Here is a 6,994-nt window from a genome sequence, read left to right as displayed (position 1 = left end):
GAGCGCGCTTCCCTTGCCCTATGCCGACGTCGATGTCGATGACGCCAGCACCCCCGCCGAAGCCGTCGATACCATCCGTCATGACCTGCCCCCGCAGGTGGAGGTGAAGAACCTGTCCGTGCGGTTCGACCTCCGCCAGGGCATCTTCGGCCGCGTCCACGCGCGCGTTCACGCGGTTGAGGATGTCTCGTTCGACATCCGTCAGGGCGAAACGCTGTCGCTGGTAGGCGAATCCGGTTGCGGCAAATCCACCACCGGTCGCGCGCTTCTTCGTCTGGCCCAGCCGGTGGGCGGCCAGATCCGCATTGACGGTCAGGATATCCACGCCTTGCCCCATGCGGCACTGACGCAGGCCCGCCGGAAGATGCAGATGATCTTCCAGGATCCGTTCTCCAGCCTGAACCCCCGGATGCGGATTGGTGATGCCATTGCCGAGCCTATGCTGGCCCACGATCTGATACCCGCCGCCCAGGCTCCGGCCGAGGTTGCGCGCCTGCTGCGTCAGGTCGGGCTTTCCCCCGAGATGGCCAGCCGCTGGCCGCATGAGTTTTCGGGCGGCCAGCGCCAGCGCATCGCCATCGCGCGTGCCCTTGCGGTCGAGCCGAAGTTCATCGTGGCCGATGAAAGCGTTTCGGCGCTGGATGTGACGATCAAGGCGCAGATCGTGAACCTGATGATGCAGCTTCAGAGGGATCTGGGCCTGACCTATCTGTTCATCAGCCATGACATGGCGGTGGTCGAACGGATCAGCCACCGCGTCGCCGTGATGTATTTGGGTGAGATCGTCGAGATCGGACCTCGGGCCGCCATCTTCGGCAACCCCGGCCATGCCTATACACGCAGGCTTCTGGATGCGGTGCCCGAACCCGATCCCGCCCGCCGCCTTGCGCCGCGCGCCGTGGCCGCGGGCGAGGTGCGTACTCCCATCCGTCCCGCTGATTATGTCGTGCCCTTCCGCAATATGCGGCGGGTCGGGCCGGACCATTTCGTCCTTCAGGACGGCGCTGCCTAAGGAGCCTGCCTTGTCCCGTATCCTGATCCTCAACCCCAACAGCTCCGTCGCCATGACGCGCAGCATGGTCATTCCGTTGCAGGGGCTGGCCATGGTCGGCCGACATCAGATTGACGCGCAACGCATCGAGTCCGCGCCGCCCGGCATCGAAAGCGATGCCGATGTGGCCCTTGTCGCGCCGATGGTGGTGGATCGTGCGCAGGGCGCCGATGCCGATGGCATCGTCGTGGCCTGCTTTTCGGACCCAGGGGTAGAGATGGCGCGTCATGCCCGGCCCGGCCTGCCTCTGATCGGAATTGCCGAGGCCGCCTATTACGCTGCCCTGCCCTTGGGGCGCAAATTCGGCGTGGTCTCTTTGTCGGTGGGATCGGTGGCGCGCCATGCCCGCCGGATCGCGGATCTGGGCCTTGGCGCGCGCCTGGCGGGCGACCGCCCGGTAGATATGGGTGTGGCCGAAGCCAGCGATCCAGAGCATGCGCTCGGCCGGGTGTGCGATACCGCCCAGGCCTTGCGCGATATCGACGGAGCCGAGGTGGTGATCCTGGGATGCGCGGGGATGGGCCATCACCGGCCTGCGCTGGAAAAAGCGCTTGGCATACCCGTGGTAGATCCGGTGCAGGCCGCGGTGGTCGCCGTGATCGGCCAGCTTGAGTTGAATTACAGGACTGCCTGATGAGACAGATCGACTTGGTTTTGCGGGGGGACATCGTCATTCCCGAACGCGTGCTTCGTGACGGCTGGATTGCCGTCCGGGACGGGCGCATCCTCGCGGTGGGGTGTGCAGACCAGCCCGCGCCAGATGCGGCGCGGACCGTCGACCACTCGGGCCGGCTGATCCTGCCGGGCGTGGTGGATGGCCAGACCCACGCCACCAGCGCCCGAGGTCTGCCGGGCATCGAAAGCACCACTCGTTCGGCCATTGCCGGGGGTGTGACGACGCTTGTCGACATGCCTTATGACAATCCGCTGCCCCTCGACCGGATCGAGCGGTTTCAGGCCAAAGCCGACGCGATCGCGGCCCATTCCCATGCTGATATGGCACTTTACGCCACGGTGACCTCCGAGACCCGGACCCGTCACGTCGATGAGCTGATCAGGGTCGGGGTTTGCGCCTTCAAGGTCTCGTCCTTCGAAAGCAGTTCGACGCGCTTTCCGCGCATCGGCGCCGATGTGATGCTGGAATTGTTCACCGTGCTGAAGGATAGCGGCCTGCCGCTTGGCCTCCACAATGAGGATCAGGAGATCGTCCTTCACGGCATCGCGGCCGAGCAGGCCGCCGGGCATGAGGGTATTGCCGCCCATGCCGCTTCGCGCCCGATTGCAGCGGAACTGGCAGCCACGGCGCAGTTTCTGGCGCTGGCGCAGGCCACCGGGGCTCATGCCCATCCGGTGCATGTCTCTTGCGGGCAGGGCCTCGACATGGTCTCGGCCTTCGCGACGGATCTGGCGACCCGCGCGACGGCCGAGACCTGCGTGCATTACCTGTGGTTTGATCTGGCTCGCAACGGCGGGCGGCTTGGCGCGCGCATGAAGGTCAGCCCGCCGATCCGCTCCGGCGAGATCGACGCAATCTGGGCCGCTATCGTGGCGGGCAAGGTCGCACTGACCTCGTCCGATCATTCCAGCTGGCCCATCGACGGCAAGCTGACGCCCTCGATCTTTGCGGCGGGGGCGGGCGTCCCGGGCGTGGAGACCTTGTTGCCAGCCTTTTTCACCGCCGCCGCCGCCCGCGGCCTTGATGCAGCCACCCTGACGGCAAGCCAGCTTTCCAGTGGACCTGCGCGGCTGTTCGGACTGGAACACAAGGGCCGGATCGCCCCGGGCTTCGACGCCGATTTCGCCATTCTGGAGCGGGGCACTTTCGTCTGGGACGAGGCCGCGACCCATGACGAGTTATGCTGGTCGCCCTTCCATGGCGAGACCTTTGGCGTGCGTGTGGCCTCGACCTGGCTGCGTGGCGCCGAGGTCTGGAATGGCAAGGATATTCTCAATACCCCTGGCAGCGGCCGCTATGTCGCCCGCACCGGTCGGGGCTGGTTCGGAGCAGTGTCATGACCCTTCTGACAAATACCGCGCGTGGAGTCTATGTGATCTCCTGCACCCCGTTTCACCCTGACGGAGCCGTTGATTTGGACAGTCTGGACCGGGTGACGGATTTCTACATCGAGAAAGGCGCGACGGGCCTGACCATTCTTGGCATGATGGGCGAAGCGCCGAAACTGACGCAGGAGGAATCCCGCCTCGTCGCCCGTCACGTGATCGCGCGCGCGGGGAAGGTGCCGGTCGTGGTGGGCGTTTCGGCCCCTGGCCTGGCCGCGATCACCGAACTGTCGCATTCGGTGATGGACATGGGTGCGGCGGGGGTGATGATCGCTCCGCCTTCGTCGCTGCGCACCGATGCCCAGATCAAGGGCTATTTCCATCAGGCCTGTGGGGCGGCGGGGGCCGATGTGCCGGTGGTGCTTCAGGATTTCCCGCTGGCCACCTCGGTCCAGATCGACACCGGCCTGATGCTGAAGCTGTTCGAGGAGTTGCCCCAGATCGTCATGCTCAAGCATGAGGACTGGCCCGGGCTGGCCAAGATCACCGCATTGCGCAAGGCCGAAAAGGCGGGCGCGCGGCGGGTCGCGATCCTCTGCGGCAACGGCGGGATCTTCCTGCCCGAAGAGGTTGCCCGCGGTGCCGATGGCGCCATGACCGGCTTTGCCTATCCCGAGATGCTGGCGCAGGTTGTCGATCTGGTACAGGCGGGCGAGATCGACCGCGCGCAGGACATCTTTGACGCCTATCTGCCGCTGGTGCGCTATGAACAGCAACCCGGTGCGGGGCTGGCGGTGCGCAAATATGTGCTGGCCCGGCGGGGGGCCATCGCCTCGGCCGCGCTGCGTGCCCCCGGTGCGCCGCTCGCCGCCGAGGCCGAAGCGGAAATCCTGCGCTTGATCGCGCGGCTTGAAACCAGACTGAAGGAACTCGGCTGATGGATTATGGACTGAAGGGAAAGCGTGCCGTCGTTCTCGGCGCAAGCCGTGGCCTCGGCGCGGCATCGGCGGTGCTGCTGGCGGCAGAGGGCGCGCAGGTGATCGCCGTATCGCGGTCGGGCAAGGTACCTGAGGGCGCGGCGGGCGACATCAAGGGCCGCGCGCTGGATCTGTCGGATCAGGCGGCGGTCGCGGCTTTCGCGCCGGAGCTGGCCGGGGCAGGGATCGATATTCTTGTCAACAATTGCGGTGGCCCAAAGGCCGGCCCGGCCCGTGGGCAAAGCCGTGACAACTGGCAGGCCGCTTTCGACGCCATGGCCCTGCCGGTCTTTGCCCTGACCGAGGCCGTGATCGGCCCGATGACTGAACGGGGCTGGGGCCGCATCGTTACCATCGGCTCTTCGGGGGTTGAAATGCCTATTCCGGGATTGGCGCTGTCGAACGGCATCCGTGCCTCGGTCGCGGGCTGGTCGAAGACGCTGGCCGCCGAGGTGGCCGCCAGTGGCGTTACCGTCAACATGGTGCTGCCGGGCAGGATCGACACCGAACGGGTGGCGGAACTGGATGCGGGCAAAGCCAGCAAGCTTGGCAAGACCGCCGAAGAGGTGGCAGCCGCCTCGCGCGCAACGATTCCCGCCGGGCGCTATGGACGTCCCGAGGAATTCGCCGCTGCGGTGGCTTTCCTCTGCTCGGCTCCGGCGAGCTATATCACCGGGTCCATGATCCGCGTCGATGGCGGGCTGATCGGCAGCCTGTGATGGTCACGCTTCTTTCGCCCGACCGTCGCGGCAGCGATTGCAACAAATGGGGACGCTACCCGGCAGACGTCATTCCGCTTTGGGTCGCGGACATGGATTATGCCGCCGATCCGGCCATCGTCCAGGCCTTGCAGGACCGTCTGACCCATCCCGTGCTTGGCTATTGCGGCCCGGGCGAGAAGCTGCGCGAGATTTTGGTCGCGGCCATCCGGCGCGATCATGGCTGGCGGATCGAGCCGGACTGGCTGATGTTTTTGCCCGGGGTTGAACCGGGCTTCAACATGGCGCTGCATGCCTTTACGCAACCCGGCGACGGGCTTTTGCAGGAACTGCCGGTCTACAAGCCCCTTCGCGCCAGTGCCGGGTTCTGGGAGCTTGATCTTCTGGGCGTCGACCAGATCCAGCGCGATGGAGCCTGGATCAGCGATGAGCCGGCGCTTGCCGCAGCCGCCGCCCGGGCGCGGGCGCATATCCTGTGCAATCCGCAGAACCCCACCGGCCGGGTCTATACCCGGGACGAGTTGGAGCGTCGTGCAGAGCTGTGCCTGAAACACGATCTCGTCCTGATCTCGGACGAGATCCATTGCGGCCTGACGCTGGACGGGCGGGCGCATCTGCCCATTGCCTCGCTGTCGCCGGAAATCGCCCGACGCTCGATCACACTGATGGCGGCCAGCAAGACCTGGAACATCGCCGGGCTAAAGGCAGCCTTCGCCATCGTGCCCGATGCAAGCATGCGCATGCAGATGCTGGCCGCGAAATCCGGCCTTGTGGACAGCGTGAACATCTTCGGTCTGGCCGGGACCGAGGCCGCCTATGGCTGCCTTGAGTGGCGTGATGCGATCCGTGCGCAGCTGGCCGCTAACCGCGATTTACTTGCGCGTCAGCTGGCCCTGCGCATGCCGAAGGCGCGCATGATTCCGGCACAGGCCAGCTTTCTTGCATGGATCGATTTCACCGCCCTAGAATTGCCTTTGCCCGCGGCCGAGTTCTTCCTGCACGAGGCCCGCGTGGCCTTGGGTGCCGGCAACGATTTCGGCATTGGGCTTGAAAGCTGGGCGAGGTTGAATTTCGGCACCCCGCCCGAGACGCTGATTGAAGCGCTTGACCGGATGCAGGCGGCATCGGCGGCGGTCTCGCGGGATTGACCGCGAAGGCTGCTCTGACAGAACAGACCGGGCTGGGCGATGGTGCCGGCTCCCGACAGGCAAAGGAAGCATAGGTAGATGGCCAGGCAGGTAATCCCCGCGAAAAGCAAGAAATCCGCCGGTGCCTCTTTGACCGACCGGGCCTATCGGGCGCTTCGGACGGAGATCGTGACTTGCGTTTTGCCGCCGGGGGCCGAATTCAGCGAACTTGAACTCGCTCCGCGTCTTCAGATGAGCAAGACCCCCGTGCGCGAGGCCCTGTCGCGGTTGATCCAGGAAGGCTTGGTCGAAGCCTTCCCCCGTCGCGGCTATCGCATCACGCCGGTCACGGTGAAGGATGTCAACGACCTGTTCATCATGCGTAGCGCACTTGAGGCACTGGCGGCCGAACATGCCGTCCAGCGCATCTCGGATGCCGAGCTCGATCAGCTGGCCGCCCTTGCCGTGATCCGCTACACCCCCGGCCAGGACATGACGGTTGAGGGCTTTATCGCGGCCAATACCGATTTCCACCTTGCCATCGCCAATGCCTCGGGCATTCCGCGGCTGGCAGTCCAGATTCAGAACGGGCTGATCGAAGCCGAACGGTTGTTCTATATGGGCGCGATTTCGCGCGACGTGAACCCGGAAACCGAGGCTGACCACCTTCAGATCGTCGCCGCGATGCGCGCGCGAGATGTCGAAGCCGCGCGCGCGGCGGTGATCGCCCATACCGAACACACGCGCCGTGGCCTGCTGAACGCCCTGATCGCCAGCGGCTCCGCTACACTGCACCTTTAGACCCCATGATCGGCCTGTCAGCTAGCCGGGTCATCGGCTTCGAGGGGTGCGTCAGATCGGCTGGCGCCGCGCCTTGCCAATGCCGCACGGGGGCATTCACCGAAAGCAGCCGTTCGACACGGGATGGAGGCCAGCGCAGCATGGGGGCGTCCCCCATCAGCGACATGAATGACTCGCTGGGAGGCTAGGGTCCAGACTCATTGAGTTTCGGAGCCAGAACAAGACGGTTGCGGCTAGCAAGATCGCAGAGAAGAAGGTTTCCGGGCACCGGTCGTATCGGGTCGCGACGCGCCGCCAATCCTTCAGGCGGCCGAACAT

The 6,994-nt window shown here is 65.5% G+C and carries 7 protein-coding genes; all 7 read left to right on the top strand.

The features are described 5' to 3' along the window. Positions 1–1,012, top strand: a 1,012-nt coding sequence (locus VNQ78_RS09250; protein WP_325688932.1) for an ABC transporter ATP-binding protein, incomplete at its 5' end; no start/stop codon positions are given. Positions 1,013–1,022: 10 nt separating this feature from the next. Continuing rightward, on the top strand, positions 1,023–1,685 hold the full coding sequence (locus VNQ78_RS09245; RefSeq protein ID WP_325688930.1) for an aspartate/glutamate racemase family protein: 663 nt from the start codon (positions 1,023–1,025) through the stop codon (positions 1,683–1,685). Continuing rightward, positions 1,685–3,067, top strand: coding sequence for a dihydroorotase family protein (locus VNQ78_RS09240; protein WP_325688928.1), 1,383 nt, complete (start codon positions 1,685–1,687; stop codon positions 3,065–3,067). Before VNQ78_RS09245 ends, VNQ78_RS09240 begins: the two co-directional genes overlap by 1 nt. Continuing rightward, the gene (locus VNQ78_RS09235) at positions 3,064–3,990 is read left to right on the top strand and encodes a dihydrodipicolinate synthase family protein (protein ID WP_325688926.1); all 927 of its coding nucleotides are present in this window, start codon (positions 3,064–3,066) and stop codon (positions 3,988–3,990) included. The genes VNQ78_RS09240 and VNQ78_RS09235 overlap by 4 nt, the downstream gene beginning before the upstream one ends. Continuing rightward, positions 3,990–4,748, top strand: a complete 759-nt coding sequence (locus VNQ78_RS09230; protein ID WP_325688924.1) for an SDR family oxidoreductase — start codon at positions 3,990–3,992, stop codon at positions 4,746–4,748. The genes VNQ78_RS09235 and VNQ78_RS09230 overlap by 1 nt, the downstream gene beginning before the upstream one ends. Continuing rightward, positions 4,748–5,896 (top strand): PatB family C-S lyase, encoded by a 1,149-nt coding sequence (locus VNQ78_RS09225; RefSeq protein WP_325688922.1) that lies wholly within the window; start codon positions 4,748–4,750, stop codon positions 5,894–5,896. The genes VNQ78_RS09230 and VNQ78_RS09225 overlap by 1 nt, the downstream gene beginning before the upstream one ends. Positions 5,897–5,974: 78 nt before the next feature. Further along, the gene (locus tag VNQ78_RS09220) at positions 5,975–6,676 is read left to right on the top strand and encodes a GntR family transcriptional regulator (RefSeq protein WP_325688920.1); all 702 of its coding nucleotides are present in this window, start codon (positions 5,975–5,977) and stop codon (positions 6,674–6,676) included. Positions 6,677–6,994: the final 318 nt, after the last annotated feature.

Origin of the sequence: Paracoccus sp. (in: a-proteobacteria) (assembly GCF_035556475.1) — a bacterium.
In the GTDB taxonomy this organism is placed as follows: domain Bacteria; phylum Pseudomonadota; class Alphaproteobacteria; order Rhodobacterales; family Rhodobacteraceae; genus Paracoccus.
This window is presented reverse-complemented; position numbering and strand designations above follow the sequence as displayed.